General features: G+C 68.6%; 20 protein-coding genes and 1 pseudogene. 7 read left to right on the plus strand and 14 right to left on the minus strand.

Going from position 1 to position 24312, the window contains the following annotated elements; genetic code table 11:
• Window positions 1-303: 303 nt before the first annotated feature.
• The 4 genes from K7C98_RS08755 (at window position 304) to K7C98_RS08770 (ending at window position 8285) form a co-directional block, all read left to right on the plus strand.
• Complete coding sequence (locus tag K7C98_RS08755; RefSeq protein ID WP_224191124.1) at window positions 304-4389, plus strand: chemotaxis protein CheB; 4086 nt, start codon at window positions 304-306, stop codon at window positions 4387-4389.
• A gap of 403 nt (window positions 4390-4792) precedes the next feature.
• Complete coding sequence (locus K7C98_RS08760) at window positions 4793-6874, plus strand: copper-translocating P-type ATPase (protein ID WP_224191125.1); 2082 nt, start codon at window positions 4793-4795, stop codon at window positions 6872-6874.
• Between the two features lie 84 nt (window positions 6875-6958).
• Window positions 6959-7414 (plus strand): WS/DGAT domain-containing protein, encoded by a 456-nt coding sequence (locus tag K7C98_RS08765; protein WP_224191126.1) that lies wholly within the window; start codon window positions 6959-6961, stop codon window positions 7412-7414.
• Between the two features lie 721 nt (window positions 7415-8135).
• Window positions 8136-8285: a hypothetical protein gene (locus K7C98_RS08770; protein ID WP_224191127.1), complete on the plus strand. Its 150-nt coding sequence runs from the start codon at window positions 8136-8138 to the stop codon at window positions 8283-8285.
• Between the two features lie 381 nt (window positions 8286-8666).
• On the opposite strand, the gene K7C98_RS08775 is transcribed toward K7C98_RS08770, so the two are convergent.
• The gene (locus tag K7C98_RS08775) at window positions 8667-10106 is read right to left on the minus strand and encodes a phospholipase D-like domain-containing protein (protein WP_224191128.1); all 1440 of its coding nucleotides are present in this window, start codon (window positions 10104-10106) and stop codon (window positions 8667-8669) included.
• Window positions 10107-10495: 389 nt separating this feature from the next.
• Here K7C98_RS08775 and K7C98_RS08780 point away from each other — a divergent pair, with 389 nt between their 5' ends.
• Both K7C98_RS08780 and K7C98_RS08785 read left to right on the plus strand, forming a co-directional pair.
• Window positions 10496-11368, plus strand: coding sequence for an acyl-CoA desaturase (locus tag K7C98_RS08780; RefSeq protein WP_224191129.1), 873 nt, complete (start codon window positions 10496-10498; stop codon window positions 11366-11368).
• Between the two features lie 227 nt (window positions 11369-11595).
• The gene (locus K7C98_RS08785) at window positions 11596-12705 is read left to right on the plus strand and encodes a chemotaxis protein CheB (RefSeq protein ID WP_224191130.1); all 1110 of its coding nucleotides are present in this window, start codon (window positions 11596-11598) and stop codon (window positions 12703-12705) included.
• 189 nt (window positions 12706-12894) lie between these two features.
• Here K7C98_RS08785 and K7C98_RS08790 read toward each other — a convergent pair whose 3' ends face one another.
• On the minus strand, window positions 12895-13557 hold the full coding sequence (locus K7C98_RS08790; protein ID WP_224191131.1) for an NAD-binding protein: 663 nt from the start codon (window positions 13555-13557) through the stop codon (window positions 12895-12897).
• Between the two features lie 143 nt (window positions 13558-13700).
• On the opposite strand from K7C98_RS08790, the gene K7C98_RS08795 reads away from it, so the two are divergent.
• Window positions 13701-15146 carry an IS1380 family transposase gene (locus tag K7C98_RS08795; protein WP_431312826.1) on the plus strand — a complete coding sequence of 482 codons (1446 nt, stop codon included), beginning with the start codon at window positions 13701-13703 and terminating at the stop codon, window positions 15144-15146.
• Window positions 15147-15385: 239 nt separating this feature from the next.
• Here K7C98_RS08795 and K7C98_RS08800 read toward each other — a convergent pair.
• The 12 genes and pseudogenes from K7C98_RS08800 to K7C98_RS08855 form a co-directional block, all read right to left on the minus strand.
• A pseudogene (locus K7C98_RS08800) lies at window positions 15386-16411 on the minus strand (cation:proton antiporter); the annotation flags it as partial.
• Between the two features lie 199 nt (window positions 16412-16610).
• Complete coding sequence (locus K7C98_RS08805; RefSeq protein WP_224191133.1) at window positions 16611-16805, minus strand: hypothetical protein; 195 nt, start codon at window positions 16803-16805, stop codon at window positions 16611-16613.
• A gap of 433 nt (window positions 16806-17238) precedes the next feature.
• Complete coding sequence (locus K7C98_RS08810; RefSeq protein WP_224191134.1) at window positions 17239-18498, minus strand: tyrosine-type recombinase/integrase; 1260 nt, start codon at window positions 18496-18498, stop codon at window positions 17239-17241.
• Between the two features lie 193 nt (window positions 18499-18691).
• Window positions 18692-19036, minus strand: a complete 345-nt coding sequence (locus K7C98_RS44675) for a helix-turn-helix transcriptional regulator (RefSeq protein WP_346660272.1) — start codon at window positions 19034-19036, stop codon at window positions 18692-18694.
• 172 nt (window positions 19037-19208) lie between these two features.
• Window positions 19209-19802 carry a class I SAM-dependent methyltransferase gene (locus K7C98_RS08820; protein WP_224191135.1) on the minus strand — a complete coding sequence of 198 codons (594 nt, stop codon included), beginning with the start codon at window positions 19800-19802 and terminating at the stop codon, window positions 19209-19211.
• Window positions 19789-20262 carry an XF1762 family protein gene (locus K7C98_RS08825; protein WP_224191136.1) on the minus strand — a complete coding sequence of 158 codons (474 nt, stop codon included), beginning with the start codon at window positions 20260-20262 and terminating at the stop codon, window positions 19789-19791. The genes K7C98_RS08820 and K7C98_RS08825 overlap by 14 nt, the downstream gene beginning before the upstream one ends.
• 61 nt (window positions 20263-20323) lie before the next feature.
• Window positions 20324-21175, minus strand: a complete 852-nt coding sequence (locus K7C98_RS08830; RefSeq protein WP_224191137.1) for a hypothetical protein — start codon at window positions 21173-21175, stop codon at window positions 20324-20326.
• Window positions 21168-22454, minus strand: a complete 1287-nt coding sequence (locus K7C98_RS08835; RefSeq protein ID WP_224191138.1) for a hypothetical protein — start codon at window positions 22452-22454, stop codon at window positions 21168-21170. Before K7C98_RS08835 ends, K7C98_RS08830 begins: the two co-directional genes overlap by 8 nt.
• 78 nt (window positions 22455-22532) lie before the next feature.
• On the minus strand, window positions 22533-23129 hold the full coding sequence (locus tag K7C98_RS08840; RefSeq protein ID WP_224191139.1) for a hypothetical protein: 597 nt from the start codon (window positions 23127-23129) through the stop codon (window positions 22533-22535).
• A complete protein-coding gene (locus tag K7C98_RS08845) occupies window positions 23126-23416 on the minus strand; it encodes a hypothetical protein (RefSeq protein WP_224191140.1) in 291 nt (96 codons plus the stop codon). Before K7C98_RS08845 ends, K7C98_RS08840 begins: the two co-directional genes overlap by 4 nt.
• A gap of 2 nt (window positions 23417-23418) precedes the next feature.
• Entirely contained in the window at window positions 23419-23631 is a 213-nt protein-coding gene (locus K7C98_RS08850; RefSeq protein ID WP_224191141.1) for a hypothetical protein, read from the minus strand.
• A complete protein-coding gene (locus K7C98_RS08855) occupies window positions 23631-24308 on the minus strand; it encodes an SDH family Clp fold serine proteinase (RefSeq protein ID WP_263429347.1) in 678 nt (225 codons plus the stop codon). Before K7C98_RS08855 ends, K7C98_RS08850 begins: the two co-directional genes overlap by 1 nt.
• Window positions 24309-24312: the final 4 nt, after the last annotated feature.

Raw genomic sequence — 24312 nt, forward strand, 5'->3', positions numbered from 1 at the left:
CGAACGTGACGACGCGGAAAGGTCCTGAGCGACCGGAACAGTCTGCGGCGTGCAAGTGACGCCATGTCTTCGTCGACTCGAGCACAGCTTTTTTCGCCTGGGGCGTGCGAGCCCCGCCTACGGACGCGGGGTCGACCATCCTTCGCGTCTTTGTTGCGGTTGCGCCCCTGTCGACGGGGCTCGCACGCGAAAGCGGCCTGAGCCCTGCGTCCGCGCTTTCGATTGCGTCGGGGGACATCCGCGTGCTATGCGATCGGGTTGCTCTGCTGCACGCAGACGACTGACCCCCTCGAGGAAGTGCACGTGCCGACCTCTATTCGCCTCGGCAGTTCGGAGGAACGCTCGGCTCTCGTCCCCGTCGTCGGTATCGGCGCCTCCGCCGGCGGCCTCGAGGCCCTTGAGCAACTGTTCGCCCACGTGCCGCCCGAGCCAGGCGTGGCCTTCGTCGTCGTCTCGCACCTCGCCCCGCACCTCCCGAGCCTCATGCCCGAACTGCTCGCCAAGCAGACGGCGCTGCCGGTGAGCGCGGCAGAGGACGGAGCGCCCGTCGAGCCCGACCACGTGTACGTCATCCCTCCGAACGCGGCCCTCACCCTCGAGCGCGGCGCGCTTCGACTCGAAGCGCGAGACGACCGCACCAACCTCATCGACACGTTTCTCCGCTCTCTGGCCGAGGAGCGAGGAGAGCGAGCGATCGGCGTCATCCTCTCCGGGACCGGCAGCGACGGCAGCCTCGGCCTCAGGGCGATCAAGGAGCACGGCGGGGTGGCGATGGCACAGGACCTCGCTTCCGCGAAGTACGACACGATGCCCCGCACCGCGATCGACGCCGGCCAGGTCGACTGGATCCTCCCGGTCGAGGCGATGCCCGCCAAGGTGATGGAGTACGTCGCACGCATTCAGAACACCAGCGCACGCCCGGCCGACGGCGCGCACGACCCGACCAGGGCCGGCGAGCACGACATGCTGATGAATCAGCTGTGCGCGCTCATCCACCGCAGAACCGGGCGCGACTTCAGCCGCTACAAGCGTTCGACGATGGAACGACGGGTGCAGCGGCGAATCCACGTGCTCCAGCAGCGCTCGCTGGAAGATTACGTCGACCTGTTGAAGAACACGCCCGCGGAGGTCGATCGGCTGTTTCAGGACCTGCTGATCAGCGTGACCCAATTCTTCCGCGATCCCGAGCTGTTCGAGGCGCTGGCTCGGGACGTTTTGCCGCGGATCCTCGCGGACAGGCCGACCGACGACCCCGTGCGGGTGTGGGTCCCCGGTTGCGCCACCGGCGAGGAAGCCTACTCGATCGCGATGCTCCTGGCGGAGGCGCCGAAGACGGCGGCCCTCGGCGCCAAGATCTTCGCCACCGACATCGACGACGAAGCGCTGGAGATGGCGCGAGCCGGGCGATACCCGGAGACGATCGCGGACCGAGTCTCCCCGGAGCGGCTCGAACGATTCTTCGCTCCCCGACCGAACGGGGGCTGGCAGGTCCGCAAGGAGATCCGGGACATGTGCGTCTTCTCGACGCACAGCATCATCAGCGATCCACCGTTTTCACGGCTCGACCTGATCTCGTGCCGGAACGTGCTGATCTACCTCGAGAGCGATCTGCAGCGGACCGTCATTCCGTTGTTCCACTACGGTCTCCGTCCGGGCGGCTTCCTTTTGCTCGGACCGTCCGAGAACGTCACGGCCCACCCCGAACTGTTCACTGTCGTCGATGCGAAGCAACGGATCTTCCAGCGGAAGGAGGCGAAGGTCTCCGTCAGGTTTCCGGTCGGGGGGCTCGGCCTGTCCGGTCGTCGGATCGCCGAGGCGCCGCAGGGCTATGAGCCGGCGGCCCGGGATCAGAGCCTCACCCGGACGCTCGAGCGCCTGATCCTCGCCGTCTATGCGCCCCCCGCCGTCATCGCCCGCGGTGACGGCCGGATTGTGTTCGTCTCGGGGCAGACGCGAAAGTTCCTCGAGCTCGCGCCGGGCGCGGCGGGGATCAACGTGCTCGAGATGGCCAGCAAGGAGCTCCGGCCGCACTTGCACGTGCTGCTGCGCGAGGCCAACAGCAAGCGCCAGGAGCGGATCCAGCGCGGTGTCTCGCTCCCCGTCGACGGCCGCATTCAGCCGGTCGACATCGTCGTCCGGCCGCTCCTCGAGCTCGGCGCGGACTCCGATCTGTACGCCGTGATCTTTTACGAGGCAGGCGCCTCCCTGAGCTCCGAACAGGCGGAGGCCGATGGCCGCACCCCCGCGATCGGCGACGCGCACGCCGTGGCGCTGGAGACCGAGCTGCGCAGCACCCGGGAGAACCTGCAGACGGCGGTCGAGGAGCTCGAGGTCGCGAACGAGGAGCTGAAGTCGACCAACGAGGAGCTGCAATCGTCCAACGAGGAGCTCCAGTCGGCCAACGAAGAGCTCCAGACCTCGAAGGAGGAGCTGCAATCGATCAACGAGGAGCTCCATACCGTCAACGCCGAGCTGAGCCGCAAGCTCCAGGAGCTCGACAAGGCCAACAGCGACCTGCAAAACCTGTTCACCAGCAGCCGGATCGCCACCGTGTTCCTGGCCGGCGACCTCACCATCAAGCGCTTCTCGCCCGAGGCGAGCCAACTGTTTCGGCTGATCGACAGCGACGTCGGGCGAGAGATCACCGACATCGTCCCGAAGTTCGCCGGCGCGGACCTCGTCGCGGACGCCGAGCGGGTGCTGCAGACCCAGTCCCCGTTGCAACGCGAGGTCCACCTGCTGGACGCGGATGTCTGGTACCTGCAGCGGATCCAGCCCTACCGCACGACCGACGACGTGGTCATCGGGGTGGTCATCACATTCGTCGACATCACCGATCTGAAGTCCGCCAGGGACTCGGCGCGCCGGCTCGCGGCGATTGTGGAGTCGTCCCACGACGCCATCCTGGCGCTCGATGACCGCGCGGCGATCGTGACCTGGAACCACGGCGCCGAGCTGATGTTCGGTCACACTGCGAAGGAAGCCGTCGGGCGAACGATCGACTTCCTCGCCGCTCCCGACGAATCGTCGCCGTTCGCCTCGGCCTTTGGCGCGGCCCTCCGCGGTGAGCGCAGTCCGCCGATCGAGGCGTTCTTGCAGCGAAAAGACGGCTCGCCGGTGCGGGTGCTGGCGAGTCTGTCGCCCATCACTGACACCCAGGGCAGCCGGGCCGCGGTCTCGTGGATCGCGCGCGACATCACCGAGCATGCGCGCGACCGACAGGCCCTCCGCGAGAGCCAGAAGCGCTTTCACGAGGTCAACGCGGCGGACCGGAAGAAGACCGAGTTCCTCGCGCTGCTGGGCCACGAGCTGCGAAACCCGCTCGCGCCGATCCGCAACGCGATTCATTATTTGCGGCGGGCCGTGCCGGCCCCCACCCCCGAGATTCAGCGGGCGGTGGACATGGTCGATCGCCAGGCCGCGCACATGGCCCGGCTGATCGACGATCTGCTGGACGTCTCCCGGATCTCCAGCGGGAAGATCCTCCTCAAGAAGCGGCGCGAAGACCTCGTCGCCGTGGTCCGCACCGTCGTCGAGGATCACCGCGCCGAGGCGGCCCGCGCCGGTGTCTCCGTGCAGTTCACCGCCCGCGAGCCTCTCCCGGTGAACGGAGACGCCGTACGGCTGTCGCAATGCATCAGCAATATCCTCGGCAACGCGTTCAAATTCACCGACCCCGGCGGTCGGATCTCGGTCGTGCTCGAGCGGCGAGGCGACACCGCGGTCGTGCGGGTGAGCGACAACGGCGTCGGCATGGACCCCGAGACCCTGGTCAGGGCCTTCGAGCCCTTCGCGCAGTCCGACGTTCACCTCGCACGAGGGCGGGGCGGCCTCGGCCTCGGCCTGTCGCTCGTCAAGGCGCTGGTCGAGCTGCACGGGGGCACGGTCACGGCGACGAGCGCGGGCCAGGGTCGTGGTACGGAGGTCTCGATCCGTTTGCCCCTCGTGGCTTCGGCTCCGCCCGACACGGAAGCGGACGCGCCGGAGCTCCCGGGCGGCCCCGACGATCGGCGGCGCGTGCTCGTGATCGAGGACAACGAGGACGCCGCCCAGAGCCTCGGCATGTTGCTCGACATGTGGGGTCATACCGCCGCGATCGCCGACTCGGGCGCAGCAGGGGTGGAGGCGGCGCTCGCAGATCCACCCGACGTGGTCCTGTGCGACCTCAGCCTCTCCGGCTCCATGGACGGCTACCAGGTGTGCCGGGCCCTCCGCGCGGCCTCGTCGACAGCAGGCGCTCTCATCATCGCCATGACCGGCCACGGCCTCGCATCGGACACGGAGAATGTCAAGAAGGCCGGCTTCGATCTGCATTTGATCAAGCCGGTCGACCCCGAAGCGCTCGCGCGAATCATCCATGCCTCGCCGCTCGTGCATGCGCCCGGCTGACATCGGCAGAAAGCGTGGCGCCCCTCCGCGGGCCCGCCGCGCCGGGCCCGACCGCGCGAGGCTCACGACGGCGCCACGCGCTGCCGGGCTCTCGCCCTGCGGACGACGATGTATCTGACGATCATGCCGAGCGCCGAGTACTCGACGCGATGCCACCGCCGAGCTTGCGGTCGGCTGCCTTGCCGCCCACAAGAACCTCATGGCACGCGTGCCAGGAAATCCGGCGCCCCGAGCGCCCTCTGCGGGTCGGGACCCGATCCCAGGAACATACACCTGCACCAGCCATGCGGAGGTGCGCCAGCCGGCCCGGGGGACCTGCCCCAAGTGCGGCGTGCCGCTCGAGCCAGTCGGGTCCTCGGCCGCCCTGAGTCGCCTCGAATGGGTGTGCCCGGTGCATTCGCACATGCTCCGAAGCGAGCCCGGCATCTGTTTCCTCTGCGGCACGGCGCTCGAGCCGCGTGGGGTTCCTCGCCCGGGGATCGAAGAGAGTGGCGATCTGCGGGCGACGAAGCGACGATTGTGGGTCGCCGCGCTGCTGACGATCCCGCTCCTCCTCCTCGCGGTTCATGACCTCTCTTCGACGCGTGCGGCGCTTCAGTGGCCCGGCACCCCGGTGCTTGTCCAGGTCGTGCTGGCGTCGCCGGTGTGCACGTGGGCGGCGTGGCCGTTCTATGCCAGGACGGCGCTGGCGTGGCGCCGCCGCCGCCTCGATGTCTCCACCCTGGCGGGGCTCGGCGCAGCGGTGGCCTATGGCTACAGCCTGGTCGCAGCGTTCGTGCCGCAGATCTTTCCATCCGCGTTCCGGGACCAGGACGGGCAGGTCGCCGTGCACTTCGCGGCCGCGTCTGTCTTTGTCACGCTCGGGCTCCTGGGACGGGTGTTGGAGCTGCTCGCCCGCCACCGGCCCGGGGCTGCGGTCCGCAGGATGCTCGACGTGGCGGCGCAATCGGCCCGCCGGCTCGCCCAGGACGGCCGCGAGGAGGAGGTCCCGCTCGAGGTGGTCCGCGTCGGCGATCGTCTGCGGGTCAGACCCGGCGACAAGGTCCCGGTCGACGGCATCGTGCTCGAGGGGCACAGCTTCGTCGACGAATCGATGGTGAGCGGTGACCCGATTGCGGCCGAAAAGCACGCGGGAGACTTCGTCATCGGCTCCACTCGCAACGGCGGCGGCCCGCTCCTCGTTCGCGCGGAGCGAGTGGGCGCGGACGTGTTGCTCGCGCGCATCGTGGCGATGGTCGCCGAGGGCCGGCGAACTCGCGCGCCCATCCAGCGGCTCGCCGACGTCGTCGCCGCATACCTCGTGCCGGTCCTGGCGGGCCTGGCGGGCCTGACTTTCCTCGTGTGGGGCGCGTGGGGTCCGGAGCCACGAATGACCTACGCCCTGATCCATGCGGCTTCGGTGCTGATCGTCGCCTGTCCGTGCGCGCTGGGACTGGCGACGCCGATGTCGATCATGGTCGCGACCGGACGCGCAGCGACCGCCGGCGTGCTGTTCAAGAACGCCGAGGCGATGGAGATGATGCGGCGCGTCGACACCCTCGTCGTCGACAAGACGGGCACGCTGACCGAGGGGAGGCCGAAGCTCGCCGCGATCGTCGCCACGGCGGAGATGGACGAGGCAGGGATCCTGCGGCTCGCGGCGAGCCTCGAGCGCGGCAGCGAGCACCCGGGGGCGGCGGCGATCGTCGAGGGGGCAGCATCCCGCCGGCTCGAGCTCGCCGCCGCGGAGCAGCTCACGGCCATACCGGGCGAGGGCGTCACAGGCGTCGTCGACGGACGTCGCGTCGCGGTCGGCAACCTGGCGCTGATGCGCCGCCTCGGCGTCGCGCTTGGATCGAACGTCGAGCACGCCCATACGCTCCGCGGCGAGGGACACACCGTCATGCTCGTCGCAGCCGACGGGGCGATCGTCGGCCTCGTCGATGTCAGCGATCCGATCAAGGCGAGCACCCCGGAGGCGATGGCGGAGCTGCGCGCCGAGGGTCTCCGCGTGGTGATGATCACCGGCGACGATTGGACGACCGCCGACGTGCTGGCGCGCGAGCTCGGCATCGATGAAGTCATGGCCGGAGTGGAACCGGATCAAAAGGCAGGCGCAGTCGCCCGACTGCAGGCGCAAGGTCGGCGCGTCGCCATGGCCGGCGACGGCATCGACGACGCGCCTGCGCTGGCACGCGCGCAGGTCGGCGTCGCAATGGGCACAGGTGCGGACCTGGCGAGGGACAGCGCGGACATCACGCTGGTCAAGGGCGACCTCCGCAGCGTCGTGCGTGCGCGTCGGCTCAGTCGGGCAGCCGTCGGCAACGTCAAACAGAACCTGATCCTCGCGTCGGTCTACAACGCCGCGGCCGTCCCGATCGCCGCAGGCATTCTTCACCCGGCGTTCGGACGCTCGCTCGACCCCGGCGTCGTGCTCGCGGTCATGTTGCTGAGCTCGGCCTCGGTGATCGTCAACGCGCTCCGGCTGCGTCGGCTGAAGGTTTGAACAGAGTGGGGCGCCAGGCGCTGGGACGCACGTTACGACGCGTCGCACCTCGCGCCGCTGCTTGACGGCGAGCAACCGTGCGACATGGCCGCCCGCTGGCGCGCGCAGGATTCGCGGCCACACTTCGCCGCGGACGCGTCCGATGCAGCGAATGACCGGACTCGACGCGAGCTTCCTTTACATGGAGTCGCCGTCGGTGTCGATGCACAGCTATTCATGAACCAGGTGCTGCCCCGCCTGCCGCGACCGCCGGTCAACCTCGTGATCTCGAAGGTGCGCGGGGCGAGGGAGACACAATACCTCGTCGGCTCCGCGCTCGACAGCGTCTACCTCGGCGGGCCGCTGCTCGAACAGATCGGACTCAATCTGACGGTTTGGAGCTACCGCGACACGGTGCATCTCGCCGCGGTCGGTTGCCCCGACACCATCCCCGATCCCCGCCTCCTGCTCGCAGAATGCGAGCACGCGCTCGCCGAGCTCGTCGTCGCGGTCCAGCGCTCAGGGCCGGAATGCGGTCATCTCGTCATGTCCCATGAGTGAAGACGAAGATCTCATAGCGATCCTGTTGCTCTCGGTGCTGACGGCGCTCGCCACGGGCACCGGCCTGTCCGTGGCTCAATTTGCGCTGACCCTCGGCAGGCTCACGCCGACCCGGAGCCTTGAGGCACGCCTGGTCGGCGCGCCGACCCGGAGGCGCCGCGACGACGCCTCGAGTCCGCTCGCAGAGGGGCATCGGCGCGATCGGGCGAGGACGAGGCCATGGTCAAGAACTCAGCAGCGTCGCAAGAAGACCGGGCGGCCTTCGCGGCCTGCGGGACCAGCCCTCGAGAGGGAGCCGATAATTCGCGTCGTGAGGATGCGCGGTTTCCAGTATTCTGTGAATAGGGAGCTGATTTCATGCAGTTCACCGCTGGCGGGAGCGCCGCGCGAGCTTTGGGGTTTGACTTTCCATCCTATCCCTCGAAAACTCGCAATGACTCGCGGCCTTGAGACCGCTGCGGCGAAGCGGTCGAACGGGACGAACGATGTGGAATTTTTTCATCCGCGTGCTCATGCGGGTCTGGGCCTCGTTGTGGGCCAGTAAACCTCCGTTGGAAAGCCGGCGAAGCGCTCGGCGCCTGCGGGAAGCCCAGTACGGCCGGGCCCTGCTTGCGGCGGAGTTTGCAAGGCGTCGCATAGGCCGCTACTGACGGCCTACGAAAGTCAGGTCATGTTCGGCAAAATTCGACGCAGGTACAGGCTCGCCGCCGCCGAGCAGAGGATGACGGTCGCCGAGGGCGAGTTGACAGTTGCGATGGCCGAACTCGTCGTCACGGAGCGGGCCGAGAAGCAGATCGTGGGGGAGCGGCTGCGCAACGCGATGGCGGAGCTCAACGCGGCACGAGACGAATTGTCCCAGCTCATGCGATGACGATGCAGCGGTTTCGGCTGTCGGCACAAACGAGCTCGTTCCGGCGACGTTGATGGTGCAGTGCCTGCTCTACTGCGACTTCGTTCGAGCCGGCGCGGGCGGCGAAGCATCGTGAAATCTCCGGCCACCCGCAAGCAGAGTCGCTGACTGCGCTCGGGCCAGCGACTCGCCGGCTGGGCTCGCGGAGGTTGCCCCGACCGGAGCAATCTGTCCTTACGGGCGACAGGCGCAGGTGGTGTTCCTTGTCGCGGCGGCCAGTTGGCTGGCGGCCTCGCGGCTTGGTGCGAGGGGTGTCCGCGTCCGGCTTGGAGCCCCCGATGCGCGGCGGGGAGCGTGGTGCCCCTCCGCGGTTCCGCCGCGCCGGGCCCGACCGCGCGAGGCTCACGACGGCGCCGTGCGTCGCCGCGATCTCGCCCTGCGGACGACGCCGATGTATCTGACGATCACGCCGAATGCCGACCACAGCGCGAGTGCGGCGAGCGGCCAGGCCAGCGCCCGCGGCCAATACAGAGCGACCCCTGCGGTGGCCAACAGCACCAACGCCCCCCCGAGCAAGATCCCCGCCTCCGAGCTCCCGAGGACCCGACGATTCGTGATCGCGGCGCCCACAGTATTCGCCAGGCGCAAGGCACCCGCGGCGGCGCCTCCAGACCCCGCGCTCGGCCCGGACCCCTTGGCCTGACCGCGGCGGCGCGAACGGAGCACGACCTCGGTCGCCCCGCGGAGGTCCTCCTCGTACTGCGCCTCCATGCGCCGCGCGAACGCCTCGTCCTCGAACGCCACGTCGAGCTCGCAGTTTCCCATCCAGCTGGCGATGTTGAGGTTGCTCGAGCCGACCCGCGCCCAGCGGCCGTCGACCACCGCCGACTTCGCGTGAAGCATCGGCCCGTTCCACTCGTAGACGCGGACCCCGGCCGCGAGCAGCGAGCGAAAGCCCGTGCGTGACAGCGCGCCGACGACCGGCAGGTCGCTCGAGCCCGGCACCAGCAGGCGCACGTCCACGCCGTCGCGTGCGGCGGCCGCGAGCCCCTGCACGTACGGTGAAGTGCCGATGAAGTATGCGTCCGTCAGCCACAGCGTCCGCCGGGCCAGGGCCGTGAGCATCTGATCGAGGCGATAGAGCCCAGCCGTGCTCGGTAATGTCGCCACCACGCGCACGGCGGTGTCGCCCGCGATCGGCGGCGTCTCGCAGAGGAGCGACAACCCAGCGGGCAGCCTGTCCCCGAGGCTCGCCCAGTTGTCGGCGAAGGCCACCGCGAGGTCGCGGACCGCCGGCCCGCGCAGGGCGATCCCGGTGTCCCGCCAGGCCGCCATCCCGCGTGCCGGATCGCCGAGCCACTCCTTGCTGATGCACACCCCCGAGACGAAGCCGACCTCGGCGTCGACGACCAGCAGCTTGCGATGATCGCGGGAAACCCATCCGAATGGACTGGCGACGCTGAACGGGTTGTACGTGCGGACCTCGCCCCCGACCATGCGCAGCGCCCTCCAGATGTGATCCCGTGATTTGCCGAGGCATCCCAGCCAGTCGCGGATCACGCACACTCGGACGCCCGCCGCCGCGCGTTCGGCCAGCGCATCGCGGAACTCACGGCACAACGCGTCGTCGTCGAAGATGTAATTCTCGAGGAGGATCGACGTGCGCGCCGCGCGAATCGCCGCCAGCCAGGCGTCGAAGTTGGCCCGGCCGTCGATCAGCAGTTCGACGGCGTTGCCCTCGATCAAGGGCGCACCGGCGACCCGGCTGAAGGTCTGTTGCGCGAGCAGGCGAACTGCCGCCTCTTCGCGAGAGGCAGGCGCCACGGGTCGGTCGGCAGTCATCGTCATGATCATGATGGAGAACCGGCCGAGCGCGCCCCGGTGAGCGGTTCGCGCACGCCGCGAGGCGTGCAGCGGACGCCGTGCGGGACCGCTGCGCTTCACCAGCCATGCGCTCCACTCGATCCGCAGACCGCGGGTTTGGCGCCCCGCTCTCCCTCGAGCGCAAGACCCGCCTTCATGACTACAAACGGCGGGGTCCTGTCTTTCGAATCAGATTTCGACTCAACCAAGTCTTTCTGTCTGCGGCGCCCGCTGCACAACCTCGAATCGGCGACCTCGACGACACAACGGCGACGCGTGGTTACGCAACGACGACGGGCGCGGCAGCGGTGGTGACGCACAGTGAGGGTACTTTGCCGATGCCCGATCAAGCGCTCCCGTCGATATCCATGGACCCGGCCCTGCACCGCGAGCGAGGCTACGACTGGGTGGGCTTTATCCCCTTCATCTCGGTCCACTTGCTCTGCTTCGCCGCGCTGTGGACCGGCGCGCGGCCGATCGACTGGATCGTGTGTGCGGTGCTCTACTTCGTCCGGCTGCTCGGCGTGATGGCGGGTTATCACCGCTATTTCTCGCACCGGACGTTCAAGACCAGCCGGTGGTTCCAGTGCATCCTGGCGATCGTCGCCGAGAGCACGATGCAGAAGGGCGTACTATGGTGGGCCGCGCATCATCGAAACCATCACAAGTACGCCGACGCGCCGCGGGACGTGCACTCGCCGGTGCAGCACGGATTTTGGCACTCGCACGTGCTCTGGCTGGCTGAGCGCGGCAGTGAGGTCCGGGCGCACCATCGGGTCCGCGATCTGGCCAAATTCCCCGAGCTCGTCTGGCTCGACAAGCACTGGCTGGTGCCACCGCTGGGCCTCGGGCTTGTCGTGTGGCTCGCGCTCGGGTGGTCCGGCCTGTTCGTCGGCTTCTTTCTCAGCACCGTCCTCGTCTGGCACGCGACCTTCCTGGTGAACTCGCTCGCCCACGTCGTGGGCAAGCGGCGCTTTGCCACCGCTGACACCAGTCGAAACAACTGGCTCATCGCCCTTTTCACCCTCGGCGAGGGCTGGCACAACAATCATCATCACTACATGGGCGCCGCGCGCCAGGGCTTCTACTGGTGGGAAGTGGACGTGACGTTCTATGTCCTGAAGTGCCTCGAGTGGTGTGGAATCGTCTGGGAGCTCCGACAGGTCCCTGACGCCGTACTCGCAGAAGGGCGCACCTCGAACTTGAACCAAAGGCTCCGCGGTGACGCGATCGGTCGCTAGCCGGTGGCCCCGGGGGACCACTGCCAAGCGCGTATCCGATGAGCCCGGTCGATGCGCGGGCCGGCACACGCTGTCGTTCGACGGCGGCGCGATTTGCGGCGGCCGCCGCAACGGGGCGACTCGCGCGCCGGGGGTGGACTCACGTCGCCGTAGATCGGCATTCGCCGGCAGGGCCGGGCGGTGGGCGCCAGGCTCGAAGAGCGGCGCAGCGGACGCCACGGCTGGTCATGCCGTCGGCGACGGCGTGGCTGCAGATCGGTGGCATCCATCGTATTCACTACACTTCCCCCGGAGCAGTTATGGAACCGAGTTCGAGCATCATCGTCGTCGGGGCGTCCGCCGGCGGCGTCACGAGCCTTGAGCAGCTCGTGTCGGGTCTGCCGACGGACCTCCTGGGCGCCGTCTTCGTCGTCCTGCATATCCCTCCGGATGCAGTCAGCCGTCTGCCCCAGATCCTGAGCCGGAGTGGGCCGCTGTCGGCCGTCCATCCGCAAGACGGGGACAGGATTCGGCCGAGGCAGATCTATGTCGCGCCGCCCGACCACCATCTGCTGATCGACGGCGACCGGATCGGCGTCAAGAAGGGCCCACGGGAGAACCGCTTCCGCCCCTCGATCGACGCCTTGTTCCGTTCGGCTGCGTACACGTATCGCACCCGGGTCATCGGCGTTGTCCTGTCGGGTGTCCTCGATGACGGCACCTCGGGGCTTTGGAGCATCAAGCGGCTCGGCGGCATCACGGTGGTTCAGGACCCCGAGGATGCCGCTCATAATGCGATGCCGCTGAACGCGCTGGAGCAGGTCGAGATCGACCACTCCCTGCCGGCCCGCGACATGGGACCCCTGCTCGCTCGTCTGTCGCGCCAGGGGCCCGCGGCTGCGAGTGAAACTGCCCGCGACCCCGACAGGCAGATGGAGATCGAGGTCGCTGTCGCCGGCGGCGGCAATGCATTCGCGCGAGGTATCATGGAGTGCACGGAGTTGAGCCCGTTCACCTGCCCCGAGTGCCACGGCGCTCTGGTCGAGCTCAAGGAAGGTAACGTGACGCGGTTCCGTTGCCACACCGGGCACGCCTTCAGCAAGAGCGCGCTGCTCGCCGGTGTCACCGAGGCCGTGGACCACAGCCTCTGGCAAGTGACCCGGGCGCTCGAGGAATGCGTGATGTTGCTCGAACAGATGGCTCGGGACCTCCAGGAGCGCGGCCAAACCGCCGAAGCCGACCGGGTGCTCCGGAAGGCACGTGATACCGAGCGGCGTGCAAGCGCGCTACAAGTGATCACGCTGCAACACGAACATCTCAGCGAGGAAGCGTTGCGCGATCCGCCCGAGGCGAAGTGACGGCGCGGGGAGCCGTTCGACGCCGACTGCCTGCGCGCGGCGGATCTGGGCTATGCAGATCGGCAGAGACCACCCCACATGAAGCACACATGGCGGGCGCTTCATCGCCATCCCGGTAATTGTTCGGGCTGGCCCACCTGGCGCGCAGACGCGGGGGGCCGCTGACGCCCCGGTCCACTTCGACGTCGATCAGCCAGCGTTCGTAGCGGGCGAGCTCGGTTTGTTGCGATCGACCTGTAGCGTCTCCGCGGCGGCCTCCGCGAGGTGCTGGGGGGCGCCGAAGCAGTTGAGCGCGTAGCGGATGAACCCGAGCGCGACCTCCCGCTCGGCGACGACCACTCGCGCCACCCCGTTGCGTTCGAGGTAGTCGCGCTCGGCGTCGCTATGCGTGCGCACCACCATGTCGATCCGCGGGTTCTGCCGCAGGGCGTGCTCGACAATAAGCCGAGCCTGCAGCGGATCGGAGGTAGCGACCATGAGGAGTCGGGCGCGCTCGATGTGCGCATGCACGAGGATCTCGACCCGGGTCGCGTCGCCGTAGATCGCCGGTACGCCGCGTCCACGCAGTTCCTCGACCGCTTCGCGGTTTTGCTCGACGACGACGTGCGGAAGCCCCTGGCGCGCGAGCTCCCTGGCGATCGGCTCGCCGACCTTGCCGTATCCGATCAGGACCACATGGTCGTGGAGCGCCTGCGGCTCGACGGCCGGGGGCAGCTCGGCGAGCGGGCCCGCTGGGCGCTCGAGCCACCGTACCAGGCGCGGTCGCTTCTGGATCGCGCGCTCCATCGGGCCGATCGCTGCGAACACGAGCGGGTTGAGGGTGATCGTCAGCAGCGCCCCGGCGAGCAGCAATTGTTGGCCCGCGATCGGGAGCAGTTGGAGCTCGACGCCGAGCCTGGCGAGGATGAACGAGAACTCACCGATCTGAGCCAGGCTAGCCCGGATTTCTCACCACGGATAGGAATTCCGGCCGTACTTCCCGAGTTAGAGCGGGTGTGAAACGAGATGCTCTCACCAAGTGGTACGGCCGGAACGCGACAAGGTGTATCCGCGCCGAGTTCGATTTTCAACCTGCCGGTCGACGCCGTGTCGAGGCGGCGTTCGACGCGGGACGGGTCAGCTCGGACGGCGGTCTGCTGCTGCTGCGCGAGCTGACCAAGAGTTCAGGTGTGTTTCGAAGGTTTGCGTCCTGCTTCCGGGACCACCGCGATCCGAGCCGCATCGAGCACACCGTCGAGGAGCTGCTTGCGCAGCGCGTGCTGGGTCTGCTGTGCGGCTACGAGGATCTGAACGACCACGACACACTCCGCGACGACGCCTTGCTCGCGCTGGCGGTCGGCAAGGCCGATCCGACTGGCGAGCAGCGCAAGCGGGAGCGCGACCGGGGTCACGCGCTGGCGGGCAAGAGCACACTGAACCGCCTGGAGCTGGCGACGCCGAGCGTCGCGGGAGACGAGCGTTACAAGAAGATCAGTTACGACGACCACGCCATCCAGCGCCTCTTCGTCGATACCTTCCTCGCCGCGCACGCTGAACCGCCGGCGGAGATCGTCCTCGATCTCGACGCGACCGACGACCCGGTGCACGGTCAGCAGGAGGGCCGCTTCTTTCACGGCTTCTATGACGGCTACTGCTACCTGCCGCTGTACGTCTTCTGCGGCGACTTCCTCCTCGGTGCCGCGCTGAACACCGCCAACGAGCAGCCGGCCAGCCACGCGGTCGAGGAACTCGAACGGATCGTCGCGCAGATCCTCGCGCGCTGGCCAGGCGCGCGGATCATCGTGCGCGGCGACTCGGGCTTCTGTCGGGACGACATCATGCGCTGGTGCGAGGATAACGGGCTCTTCTTCGTCCTGGGCTTGCAGAAGAACTCTCGCTTAATCGCGGAGATCGACGACGACATGAACGAGGCCCGCGCCATCGCCGAGCGCACCGGCAAGAACGCACGTGTCTTCAAGGATTTCCGATACGAGACGAACCGGTCCTGGTCCTGCGAACGTCGCGTGATCGGCAAGGCCGAATACACGACCGACAAGGAGAACCCGCGCTTCGTCGCCACCAACCTGTCCTGCGACGAGTACGACGCCCGCGGCCTCTACGAGGACCTGTACTGCGCCCGCGGCGACATGGAGAACCGGATCAAGGAGCAGCAACTCGGCCTCTTCGCCGACCGCACCAGCGCGCACACGCTGCGGGCCAATCAACTGCGCCTCTGGCTCTCCTCGGTCGCGTACATGATCCTGAACGAGCTCCGCCGAATCGCCCTCGCCAGCACCGAACTCGCGCACGCCCAGGTCTCCACGATCCGCACGCGGCTGCTCAAGATCGGTGCGATCGTCACGACCTCGGTCCGCCGCATCTGCGTTTCCCTCAGCTCGGTCTTTCCCTTCCAGCATGTCTGGTGGCGAGCCCTCGACAACCTCCGCCGAGCTCACTCATGAAACGCTGACGGCCTCGACAACATCCCGCGTGATGGATGCGCCTCTCTGCGCAGGAGGTCGTCTGTCCTCATGGACATGTCGCTCGGAAGGCGCCCGCCGGACTTGTAAGCCGGCATACAGCTCGATCTCGCGCGCTCGCCGTCCGTCGCTTGCGGCTCATGTCACCGCCGTCCGAGCGCCCCGCGCCAGGTCGACGGCGGCCGCTCAGCAGGCTCCGCTGTGCGTGGTGAGAAATCCGGGCTAGCGGCCACAATCAACGCCGTCCGGAGCGGGTAGCGAAACGCGAGCACGATCCCGAGCGCCACGATCGACTTGCCGAGCAGGACGATCAGCACCACATACAGCACATGGAGGGGCTGCTCGAACACGATCGCCGGGTCGAACAGCATGCCGACGGAGACGAAGAACAGCACCGCGAAGGCATCCTGCATCGGCAGCGCGTCCGCGGCGGCCTGACGGCTGATGTGCGACTCGCTGATCACGACGCCCGCAAAGAACGCTCCGAGAGCGAACGACACGTCGAATAGCGTCGCGGCGCCGACGGCGATGCCGAACGACAGCGCGAGCACGCTGAGCGTGAACAGCTCGCGTGACCCGGTCCGGGCGACGAAAATCAGCAGCCATGGCGCAGCGCGGCGGCCGACATAGAACATGAGCACGAGGAACGCGAGCAGCTTGGCGAAGGTCGTCGCCAACGCGACGAGCAGCCCGACCTCGTCCGGGCCGCCGCTCGCGCCGCCGAGCGGGCCCGAGAGGGCGGGCAGCAACACGAGCGCGAGGACCATCGCCAGATCTTCGACGATAAGCCAGCCGATCGCTATCCGGCCGTCCGCGGACGACAGCAACTCGCGTTCCTCGAAGGCGCGCAGCAGCACGACGGTGCTGGCGACCGAGAGCGCGAGCCCGAACACCAGACCGGCGCCCCACGACCAGCCCCAAGCGAGCGTCAGGCCGACTCCCATCGCGGTGGCGGCGAAGATCTGGACCACCGCGCCGGGTAACGAGATCTTCCGGACGGCCAGCAACTCACGCGGCGAGAAGTGCAGGCCGACCCCGAACATCAGCAGGATCACCCCGATCTCGGCGAACTGATCGGCGACCTCGGCGTTGCCGACGAAACCGGGTGTATACGGGCCGACTGCAATGCCGGCCAGCAGATAACCGACCAACGGCGGGACGCCGACGCGGCGCGCCGCTAGCCCGAGCAAAAAGGCGAGGCCGAAGCCGGCCGCCATCATCGCAATGAGTGTCGTCTCGTGCTCGATGACGTCTTCGTGGGCGACGGCGGCAGATATGCAACCGCTGCGCGGCCCACTCGCGTGTGCTGGCGGCAGCGTCCGCGCCGCCGCCGCGTACAAGCGGAAGATCGTCGGCCAGACCGACCAGGCCAGCGAGGGGCAGATCGGCGCCATCCTGCCCAAGGAGCGCCTGTACAGCTCGCTGTTGTCGACCTGGAGGCGACCGTCAGCGTCCGCACCTGCGATACGCGGTCCGCACGAAACCGAGCTCGAAGTCCCCGCACCCCGCGAAGCCCTCGAGCTCGGCCTTCACGAAGTCCGGCAGCCAACCCTGGCCACGCTCCTCGATGCGCGCGAGAAAGCCTGCCAGGTGCCGGCATACGAGCACCGCCGCATCGCACGCGTGGGTCGGGCGCGGCATGTAGGTGCCAGGCCTCGCGCATGCGGGCATGCCGCCCACCCCTGCATTTCGCTCGGCCGGGCCCGGCAGCTCACCAAGTCGGCGAGATTGAAACGGAAGCGCCTGCGTGGCCGACCTCCCCGGTCAGCGGCCGGCCACCCGGCCCGTGCGCTGGACGGCCCTGCGACCCGCACGGACGTGTCCCCCCCATCCGCCCAGCATGACGACTGCAGGGCTCGCCGGCCGGGACTATTACCCGAAGTCGTCCGGGTTTTGGGGCAGATTTGTGGCAACCAGAGGCACCCAGAGGCAACCCGTGGCAAGTCGCCCTCCCCGCCCAAGCCCCTCCGGGTGGAGATCCGCGGCGTTTTGGCAGCGGAGGGGCTTTTGGCGAGGACGGCTCAGAACTTGTTCCACAGATACTGATTCGATTGTCACGAGCGATTAACGCTAATCACTTGTGATCCCTTCGCTTTTTGGGCCTTCCCTTACCGACGTGTGGCCGGGTCCGAGGCGCCCGTGACGGATCCGTGACAACTGGCGCCGCCGACGCCCGCGCCTTCTGGAGGGCCGTCACCGCCCGCCCCTGCGCGTCGCCGGTGTCGTGGAGGTACGCGGCGACCGTGGTAGCCAGGTGTTGATGGCCGAGCAGCTTCTGGACCGACACGAGATCGGCGCCGCCGGCCAACGCCGAGGTCGCCGCGGAGTGGCGCAGAGCGTGAGCACCCTTCGTCGGAAGCCCGACCATGGCCTGCACGCGCCCGAGTCGGTGGCGGACCCCCGATCGGCTGATCCGACCACCGTCGCGTCCCTCGAACAACGGGGCACCCTTCATGCGTCCCTCGACGAAGGGCACGAGCACGGCCGTCAGCCGTTCGGTCATAGACAGCGTGCGCGTCTCGCCGCTCTTCGGCGGTGTGACCTCCCCAGCCGGACTTACCGATCGCTCGACTCGGAGCGTGCGATGCTCGAGGTCCACGTCACGGATCTCGAGCCCGATGAGCTCACCGACCCGCAGAGCCGTCTCGCCGCCCACGAGGTAGAGCGCCGTGTACTCGGGGCCCAACTCCGTGGCGGCGGCGACGAGGGCTTCGAAGGTCGCGTCGTCGTACGCCTTCGGGATCGGTTGCTGACGATCCCTGATCTTCTCAAGCTCCTCCGGCGGGGTGGTCCGCAAACGCAACGCATGGCAGCGCTTCAGCATCATGCCGAAGACGTTCATCGCCTGATTGATGGTCGTGGCCGCGTAGCCCTTCGCCCGCATCGCCGCGCGGACCCTGCTCGCTTCGGCCTCTCCCGACGCAGCCACCGGCTCATCGCCCACGATAGCGACGACATGCTCGAGCTTGAGCCGCTTCGCCTCGATCGTCGAGGCAGCATTGCCTCGACCTGCACAGTCGGCGAGGTAGGTCTCCACGGCCTCCCGAATGGTGGTGGGCCGCTTCTCCTCCTGCGCCTGCTGAACCGCCGCCTCGCGCTCGACCTTCTCCTCGACGGCCTTCGTCTTGCCGTCTCTGCTCTGCGGGGGCAGCCTCCCGGCTTCGATCTCTCGGCGGACCTGCTCGCCCCACCGTAGGGCCGCCGACTTGCTGGTGATGGATCGCGGCGCCGTGTACCGGTACCGCTTCGCCTTGAGCGCGCCGAGCGGCATGGCCTTGATGTCTACCTGCCAGGCAGGCTCCTTCGTGTCCGTTCGCTGTCGCACCTTGATCATCTGCGCGTCTCTTTCCGCGCAGCCCTGCAACTGAGGTAACTCAGGGCAGGGCCGCAATCAAGCACGAGTTGATCAATCCTGAAAAATCGGTAGAGAATGAACGCGCCGGCAACTCGGCTGCCAACCGAACTGCCGCGCAAGTTTGAGCTTCGTCAGGGCTACTGGAGCCTCGTCCAGCCCCTCCCTCCAGCATCTAACCTACCGCTCCATGCCGCTCCCCGAGCTGGGCGAGCCATTTCTCGAGGTCGGTTCTGCGCCATCGCACGCCGAGTCCCGGGACTTTGATGGGGGGCGGAAGTTGGCCGCGAGCCCGCATGTTCCTCACCTGCGCCTCGGTCGAGCCGATGAGTTCGGCGACCTCCGCGGCTCTCAACAACGCCGAAGAAGAGCCACCCGCTTGCTTTGCGCCCCCTTTTGCGGGAGCGGTCAATAAGCTTCCCGCTCGATCATATCCTGTCTTCACGCCCACCTCCCAATCGCTCACGTGCCGTTCGCGCCTTACTTCCTCCGAACACTCAAGCCGATCCCCACACCACACAGTATGCCGAGAGCACCTGACACAGCGGCGCAGACCAGGGCCCGGTTCTGGTCGGCGATGCCCAGCCGGTGCAGGTCCGCACGGGCCTGGCGGAGCTGATCGGAGAGCGCCCGGGCCTCAGCCCGCGCGAGCTCGAGGGCCTGCTCGATGTTGGAGGTCGTAGCCATGGCCGTCATTTCCGTCCCTTCGGCCAGAACGCGGCCGCGAACGCGAGGCCCAGCGCGCCGGTGACGGCGAGCTTCTCCTCGAGGGCGACCGGCTTCATGTCGACGGCCTGCGCCCCGGCGACATTGCTGACGGTGCCGCGCCAGCGCGCGCCAGGGTACAGGCGCGCGGTCAAAGTCCAGGGCTGCACCGTCACGACGAACACGTTCTCGGCGCTACCGGCAATCCGCGCGATCTCGCGGAGGGCGGCGTGCAGATCCGACACGTACTCGAGGACGCACGAGACGAACACGACCGCCGAGTCGTCGGGGATGTCGGCGACCGGGCCCTTGGTGATGTCGGCGACGATCGTGATCGGGCAGCCCGGGCAGCCGTTCATGTCGATGCACACGTCGCCGCAGCCGTAGGCCCGCATGAGACGGGTGTGCATGCCCGCGTCGGGATCGCCGATGACGACGAGCCGGCGTCCGAGAGCCGTGGCGCGTTCGGCCGCCATTTGGAAGGCCGTCGAGCGCTCCCGGAAGCGGATGAGCGCGGCCGTCCCTTCGACCAGCCCGACGTAGCCGAGGACGACGCGCGCGGCGAGTTTAGGCAGCGACATGGCGGGGCTCCTGGTTGGCGTTGGGAACGGCCTGTGCGCGTGCTAGGGCGGGAAGCGCCGCCTCCCACCGGCGCTTGTCACGGATCGCCATCGAGTCACGGGGGCGCGAGGCGCAGCTCCAGGACCAGCCACGCACCGCGGCGACCTCGCGCCAGCTCGCCGCGCCGAGCGATGCACCTGGCTCGGAGGACAGGGTGTAGGTGACGAGGCGCCGGTAGCCGAGGGCATGCGCTCCCCGGCGGCACGCGGACAGCAGCATCGAGCAGGCGTTACGCGCGCCGTCGGCGCAGACCCGCGTCACCTCGGCGGTGTGGCCATCCTGCAGCTCGCGGGCGCGCCGACGGCGAAGAGCCCGCTGACCGGTGGCGCGAGATGGCGGATCGGGAAGAGCGCGCACAGGTGCACCGCGTCGATCGTCGTGCCGATACCGCTCACAGGGTTTGTAGAACGCGATGACCATCCCCACTCCTCCCTTCGCGCCGCGCCGGCGCATGTCGTCTGTGCTCGTCGTCGTCCCGGGCTCACCGACGCGCGGCGACCAGGACCGCCGTCGTCAGGCCGAGGACGGCGATCCCCGCGACGACGTAAGGGGCCCACTTCAAGATCGTGGCGATGCCCTTCGCCGCTTCGTTGGCTCCCGACGCGACTTCGCCCGCCGTCTCCGCCGCCGTCGCGGCGGCTGATTCCACGGTCAGGTAGAGCTGGCTCAGCGGGTTGTCGCGCAGGAAGTCGACGTCCCAGGTGCGTATCGCGTCGGCCCAGCCGAACTTGATCTTCTCCCAGGTCTCGTCGTCGGACGGGTCGTCGTGCCAACTGCCGTCGTGGGTCGGACCCTGGTTCTCGATCAGGATCGAGACCGGCGGCGGGTTGCCATCGTGGGGCAGCACCGTCAGCCACGGGTCCCGGAACCACTCTTTGGAGATCCCGCGCATCGTCGTGATAAACAGGTCGCGCGCGTCCCCCCGCGCGCCCGCGTACGCATCTGCCTCGAAGGCTCGCACGAGGTCCGTCAGCGGCTCGCGATCGGCGGGCGCGATGAACTGGAGCGTCTGAAGGCGCGCGCGGAGGTCGCGGACCGGGTTGTCCAGCGCGCTCTCGAGAGCGTGTTTGATCGCCGGGGCTTTGCCGTCGTCGGTGCGCAGCAGCCACTTCGGGTGGAGCCTCGACAGGATTCCCTCCTGTTGGATCTGCGCGCCCCAGCGGGCGTCCTTGTCGGCATGGGCCCTGGCGATGCCATCGGGTGAGGCCGAGCTCATCACGGCGTTGACGATCAGCAGCGCCTCCCACTTGCGCGCCTCAAGCTCGTCGGGCGTGAGCGTCGTGAGCTCGTAGACCTTCTTCGCCAGGACGGCGACGTCCTTGTTGTCAGCCATGGACCGCGTCCGCTCCCTCGGGCTGCGCCTCGCCGTCAGTGTCCTCGCCCCCCGCGTCCGTGCGCGCGACCAGGACACGCATCACATGGAGCTCGTGCTCGACCCGGGTGAGACGCGCGGCGCTCTGCCGGTGTTGCGCCTCGTTTTCGTCTCCGAACGCGCCGACGAGTTCGACGGCGCTGGCGACTTCGTCCTCGGTCGCCGCGAGCAGTAGCGGCTCGGCGACATCTTCGATCCGCTCGACAGCGCCTTCGGCCGCGGGCAAGCGCTCGGGCATGTTCGTGTGCGCGGGTGCAACCGGCGGCTCTTCGACCGTGGGCGCATCGATGGCGGCTTGCACGGGCGAAGGGACAGGCTCCATCGTCTGCGGTGGCACCGCGCGCAGGGGCAGCGGCCGTCGGGCGGCGAGAAGCTCGCGAAGCCGCTCCCGCAGGGCATCGAGCTCGAACTCCGCGCGAGCGAGACGTTCGTCGATCTCGGCCTGGTGTGCCACCATCCTGCGGCGCAGCGCGGCGAGCTGGTGCTCGACCATCTCGATCAGCGAGGGGCGGGAGACGGCGGGCTCGGGCGACCTGGGCGCACTCGTGGGCGGAGAAGCGCTCGCGGTGGCCTTGGCGGGCTCGGGCGACCTGGGCGCACTCGTGGGCGGAGAAGCGCTCGCGGTGGCCTTGGCGGCCTCGCGGGCTTCGCGGGTGAAGTCCGCCCGAAACTGTGGCGGGCGCAAGGCGGATGCGTCGGTGGTGTTCGCGGCGGCCTCGCTGGCCTTGCGGGTGAAGTCCGCCCGAAACTGCGGCGGCTCCGTGAGCGCCGGCGCTGTCATCGTCGGTGCGGTCGGCTGTGTCGCCATCCTTGGGGCTGGCGGCGTCGATGCGGCTGGCGGGCGCGTCGGCGACACGGCTGGCGGCGCCGTCGATGGGGCCGGCGAGGACGTCAGCTCCGCCTCGGTGGTGATCTTGAGCCCGAAGTGCTCGGCGAACTTCTGCAAGAGCACCGCGGGGTCGGGGTTGTTTACGAGCAGCTCGGCGGCCTGCTTGGCCTCCTCGGTGCCGCCCATCAGCTGCTCGAGCGCCTCCTCGATCCCCGGGATCCGAAGGCCCGACTGCTGCATCACCTGATCGAGTGTCGTCGGCCTCGTCTTCCCCGCCTCGCTGGCGAGCCGCTCGTCGCGGCTCTTGCCCGCCTCGATCAGCGTGTTGGCGATCAAGAGCGCCCACGAGATCGCACCTTGCATGGTCGGACTCAGAGCCGGCTTCAGCTCGACACCGTCAAAAATTCTCATGACTATCCTCCTTCCCTCCTTGCCCGTCTCCCGCGCGCGCCGGCGGCCGAATTCCTGCGCGCTCGCTCCTCGGGCCCGTTACTCCCTCGTCGCCGCCACGACGATCGTGGTGGCGCTGATCATCGCTGCGGCGCTGGCGAGCCACGGGGCCCACCGTCGCAGCGACCAGGTCTGCTCCTTCGCTTCGGAAATCGTGGAGGTCGCCGGCTCAGGGGTCAGTGCCTTCCCTGCCGCGGCTTCTGTGGCGCCCAGCGCTGCGGCCCAAGATGTCGCCCAAGCCGACCACTGCGCGTCGTCCTCGGCAACTTGCGGGCTCAGGGGCCCGAGCTCGGTCCAGGTTGGTCGCGGGTATGCGCTGTCGATCAGCTCCGTAACCGCGTCGCTCCGCTGAAACAGCCGCTCGCCGGCTGTGCCCCAGTCTCGGCCGGCGGTTAGGAACTCGAGCAGTGCCGGGACCGGCGCGAGCGTCAAGAGCTCCGACATGAAGGCGCGGATGTCCCCGCGGACAGATCTCGCGGCGACCTTGCGTGCCTCCTCGTCCTCGAGGCCGAGCATCCGCGCGCCGGCCACCGCCTCCTCGTACCGAGCGCGGACCACCTGCCACATCCTGCGGCGGGAGTGCCGGAAGCTCGCCGTCTCCGGCGCGGCCTCCATCTCGCTCGCATCGACGGTCAAGGCGTACCTCCCGTCCGCAGCATCCGCAAGCCGACGACCTGATCCTTGGCGACGACGCAGTAGGTCCCCGGGCTCGTCAGCCACACGGGCTCGCCGAGGCGCGGCGTCAGGTGCAGGCCGACCCGCGCCCCGACGCGCTGGCGCGACACTGTCGCGGTACCGCGTAGCACGAGGAACACGGCCATGCCGCCCTCGTCGATCGTCTCGATGAAGGTCTCACCGCGCATCAGCACCAGGGCGCCGACTTGGTGCCGGCCCGTGAGCAGGTTGAGCATCGAAAACTGCACCGCTACTCCCTCCCCCTGCGCAGGCCGAGGACGTAGCCGATGCCCACGCCGACGATCGTGCAGAAGACGCCGGTGGTGATCGCGCCGGCGACGACGGCCTGCCGCAGCTCGGACGCCGAGCATAGCGACTCGCTCAGCACTTCGACACGCGGCTCATCTTCACCCGGCGCCTCGCAAGCCGCCTTCACGACAGATTGATCAATCACGCCCGACATCACCACCACCTCTTTCGAGACGCATCGACCATCTCGGCCCACGAGCGCGCCGCCGGGCCGACCGGAAGACCGAGCGCCTCGACCTCGGGCCGGCGGATCGGCCATTCGTGCGGCGCGTGCTCTCCCATGAACACGCCCATCGCGCGCTCGATCGCGGACTCGCCCGCGCCGGTCAGCCGCGCCGTCAGCGTGTCCCGCACGTAGCCGGCCATGGCGACCTCGTACTCGCGGGCGAGCGCGGCAATTCCGTTCGGCGGTTCGTCGTCGGGCAGGTGCCGGGCCCGCTGGCCGTGGACGATCGGGTCGACCGCCGAGAGCGACGCGCTGCGACCCATCTGGAGCTGCCGTGCGTTGAGGGCGATCAGCGTGCCGCCCGATAGCGCCATGTAGGGGACGATCGCCGTCGAGCGCTCGAACTCCCGCAACGCGTTGGCGATCATCACGCACGACGTCACGCACCCGCCGGCGGTGTGCAGGAGCAGCGTGACTTCGTCTCCGCGGAGCTGCTCCATCACCCCGAGCACGTCCTCCGCCACGCCGACGTCGATCACCGGCGTGACGATCGGGATGATGCTGGACGGCAGCGCTCGTGCTCGCGGCCGGCTGCGCAGGAGATAGCCGGCGCCGACCAGCGCTGAGCCGGTTACGAGGGCGGTGAGGAGGATCGCACGGTTCATGGCC

The organism is Nannocystis pusilla, assembly GCF_020073745.1.
Classification (GTDB): Bacteria; Myxococcota_A; Polyangia; order Nannocystales; family Nannocystaceae; genus Nannocystis; species Nannocystis radixulma.